Annotated in this window: 3 protein-coding genes; 1 reads left to right on the top strand and 2 read right to left on the bottom strand. The window is 49.3% G+C overall.

The annotated features are described in order from the left end of the window. Positions 1-1,100: AraC family transcriptional regulator (locus RMO55_RS02510; RefSeq protein WP_310422996.1), on the top strand; the 1,100-nt coding region annotated here is incomplete at its 5' end. Here the strand turns inward: RMO55_RS02510 and RMO55_RS02515 are convergent. Continuing rightward, positions 1,065-1,265 (bottom strand): helix-turn-helix transcriptional regulator, encoded by a 201-nt coding sequence (locus RMO55_RS02515; protein WP_310423002.1) that lies wholly within the window; start codon positions 1,263-1,265, stop codon positions 1,065-1,067. The genes RMO55_RS02510 and RMO55_RS02515 overlap by 36 nt on opposite strands. A 349-nt stretch (positions 1,266-1,614) precedes the next feature. Beyond that, the coding region (locus RMO55_RS02520) for a glutamate synthase-related protein (RefSeq protein ID WP_310422999.1) at positions 1,615-3,829 on the bottom strand (2,215 nt) is incomplete at its 5' end.

Raw genomic sequence — 3,829 nt, forward strand, 5'->3', positions numbered from 1 at the left:
GTTGCTCAAAGCTGCTAAGTTTGTTGCTCAAAGCTGCTAAATTTAGCCGACTATCTCCGATCAGATATTTTTTATTAGGTACTGCAATGGACTTCCCCCCAGACAGAGAGCTAATCGACATCAGCGATCTCGATGAATTAAGAACTTTGGCAGTGCCAGATGCCGAGATTGTGGGCATGAGTGAAATGGGAAATAGCGCGCAGGTGACGATTTATCAGTTACCACCGATGGCAACACCGTTTTATGTTGTGCCTTACCATGCGTTTTCGATGGCTTTGAGCGATCTGCCAAGTCTAGAATTATCTACTGACGGGTTAACGTTTCAGCCACATCCGATCGTCACTGGCGAGTGGATCTTTATCCCCCATAATGAGATCTCCGGTTCGCGCTGGTCGCAAGATTCACTGTGTATGCATGTATATTTGCAACCAACATTTGTCAGTAACTTAATCTCGACCAATTTTGCAGCAGCAGAAGTTTTATTTAAGCCATTAATCGGTTGTGCAGATCCGATTGTCAAAAATTTACTAGAATTATTTAAACAAGAGTTTGCCTTAAATGGGCTGACGGATCTTTTGTATACAGAGGCATTAGCTACGGCACTAAGTCTGCATTTAATTCGTACCTATGCCGACAGACAACCGCTCAAGACTATTTATGAAGTCTATTCACATCGAGCGCAGTTAGATGAAGCGATCGACTATATCAACCAAAATTTAGATCGAGAACTTACCATCCAAGCACTAGCCGAACGCGCTCGATTAAGTATTTCAGTCTTCGCACATTCATTTAAGAAAATTATAGGGATTAGCCCTTATCAATTTATCATCACGAAACGACTAGAAAGAGCGATCGAATTACTACTCGATCGAGATGCTAACTTGCCAATCTCCACAATCGGTCAAATGTGTGGATTTGCTAGTCATAGCGCGTTCACGACCCGCTTTCGACAAAAACATGGGATTTCGCCAGCCAAATATAGATTCTCCAAGGGAGAGGCTCCGCCAACGAACAATCTAACTCGATCCTCGACGGGAGACACAATCGATCGACTACATACACTTTTAACGAGTAGGCTGGAGCAAGACTTTATCGACTAATTCGTTGGCGTAGCCTCTCGGTACGAGAATCGACAAAATTCTAGCAATCTCTAACAATCGATCAAATCCAACTGCCTGATAATGATTGGATTCATATCGTTGAATTTGTTGTTCTTTAATCCCGATCTTATCTGCGAGTTCTCCTTGAGTCATTCCGGCTGAAATTCTCGCTTTAGTAACTACTCAGGGGGGGTAGGAAGTCAATGGGTTTGAGCCATTATTGAGGCAAAAAATGGCCAATTAGTACCAAATAATGTCGTGAGATCGCTTGAAACCCGCATTCCCTCATTACCCACCTGAGTAGTTACCTTTTTCTAAAGTACGACGCACAAAATTATGTAAACTATCTCGCCTAGACATCGATCGAAAATTAGTAAAATATAAACGAATTGTTCTAGTTTTATTTTTAGTTCGAGTAGTCCGCGTAGGCGGACTTTGCAACACCAGCGGCGTTTACCCTACGGGAACGCTACGCGAACAACCGCTGGCTGTATTGACCCCACCTTACCCCATTCTAAGCACTAACAGCCTGCTTCGCACTAGCCTCTGGTGTTTCTGCCTCCGAAGGAGGAACCAACTGCCAGAACTTAGGCAGATATTCTGCCCACCGACTCAAGATTTCCTGTGCCTTCTGGCTACCAGTTTTCGCACCATGCGCCGCAATTAGATCCTTCAATTGCTGCTCACCTGCTGCTGTTTCTACCCGTTGCCATTTGACGATTTCGGGATTGATTTTGGCGATGAAAGTGTCATCTTCATCGAGGAAATAACCCAAACCGCCTGTCATTCCTGCGCCGACGTTGCGTCCGACTTGTCCGAGGACTACTACGACACCGCCTGTCATGTATTCGCAACAGTGGTCGCCTGTGCCTTCGACTACGGCGGTGGCGCGGGAGTTGCGGACGGCAAAGCGTTCGCCTGCGCGTCCGTTGGCGTAGAGGTAGCCGCCTGTGGCTCCGTAGAGGCAGGTGTTACCGATGATCACGTTGCGGCTGGTGTCGAAGATCGTGCCTGTGTATGGTTTGATGACAATTTCGCCGCCGTTGATGCCTTTGCCTACGTAGTCGTTGCTTTCGCCGGTGAGGTTGAGGCTGACTCCTTCGTGGTTGAATGCGCCGAAGCTTTGTCCGGCGGCTCCCTGGAAGTTGAGGGTGAGTTGTCCTTCAAATGCGCTGTCGCCGTATTTAGCGGCAATTGCACCGGAGATGCGGGCACCGATCGATCTGTCGGTATTCACGACGTTATATGATTTAGTGGCGATGCCTTGGTTATCGATCGCACTCCGAATATCTACATCTGCTAAAATCTCATCATCTAATACGGCACCATTGGTATGGATATCGCCGTGGATGAGGAAGGATCGATCGAGCTTAGTATTTGGTAATTGAGTCAGACAATCGAGGTTAATTGCGGCGACTTTGGTTAGTTTCGCTTCGGGGCGGAGGGTGAATAGATCCGCACGTCCGATTAATTCATTGAGGGACTTGTAACCCAACCGCGCCAGGATACTGCGGACTTCTTCGGCGATGAATAGGAAGAAGTTGACGACTTGTTCGGGGATGCCTGGGAAACGGGCGCGGAGATCTTCGCGCTGGGAGGCGACACCGACAGGACATTTATTGGTATGACAGACACGCGCCATGATACAGCCTTCGGCGATCATTGCGATCGATCCAAACCCATATTCTTCTGCTCCCATCAGGGCGGCGATCATAATATCCCATCCTGATTTTAATCCACCATCGACGCGCAGGAGGACTCGATCTCGAAGTTGATTATCCATCAGGACGCGGTGAACTTCGGTCAAACCTAGTTCCCACGGGGTACCTGCGTGTTTGATGCTCGATAAGGGGGATGCACCTGTACCACCGTCGTGTCCAGAGATTTGGATGATGTCGGCGTTGGCTTTGGCGACTCCGGCGGCGATGGTGCCGATGCCGATTTCGGCGACTAGTTTGACGGAGACGGCGGCTTTGGGGTTGATTTGGTGGAGATCGTGGATTAGTTGCTCTAGATCTTCGATCGAGTAGATATCGTGGTGGGGTGGTGGTGAAATCAGCATCACGCCTGGTTTAGAGCGGCGGAGCATGGCGATGTATTGGCTGACTTTTGGCCCTGGCAATTGTCCGCCTTCACCTGGTTTGGCTCCCTGGGCGAGTTTGATCTCGATTTGTTTGCCGTTCATTAAGAATTGCGGGGTGACACCAAAGCGTCCCGATGCGATTTGGACGATCGAGCTTTTGGCAGTATCCCCGTTGCGTAAGCCCTTGAGGTGGGGTAGAATCGCCGACTTACCTTCGACGGCATCATCGATCGTTTTGTAGCGGACGGGATCTTCGCCGCCTTCGCCGCTATTGGATTTCGCGCCGATTCGGTTCATGGCGATGGCGAGGACTTCGTGGGCTTCGCGGGAGAGTGCGCCGAGGGACATCCCGCCAGTGCAGAAACGTTTAACGATATCGGTCACTGACTCGACTTCATCGAGGGAAATGGAGTTTCGATCGGATTTGAAGTCTAACAGGTCGCGCAGAGCCGTGACGGGGCGTTCCTGAAGATATTTTTTGTAAACTTCATAGTGGTCATAACCCGCTTGGTTGGGGTATGCGTCCACGGCTTTGTGGAGAGCTTTCGCCAGTTGGGGGCTATTCATGTGGTACTCACCACTGGGGCGGTAGTTGAAGAAGCCGAGGTTTTCGAGTTTCTTCAGCTCTTTGGGGAAGGCTTTGTGG

It is taken from the genome of Chamaesiphon sp. VAR_48_metabat_135_sub (genome assembly GCF_031418915.1).
Classification (GTDB): domain Bacteria; phylum Cyanobacteriota; class Cyanobacteriia; order Cyanobacteriales; family Chamaesiphonaceae; genus Chamaesiphon.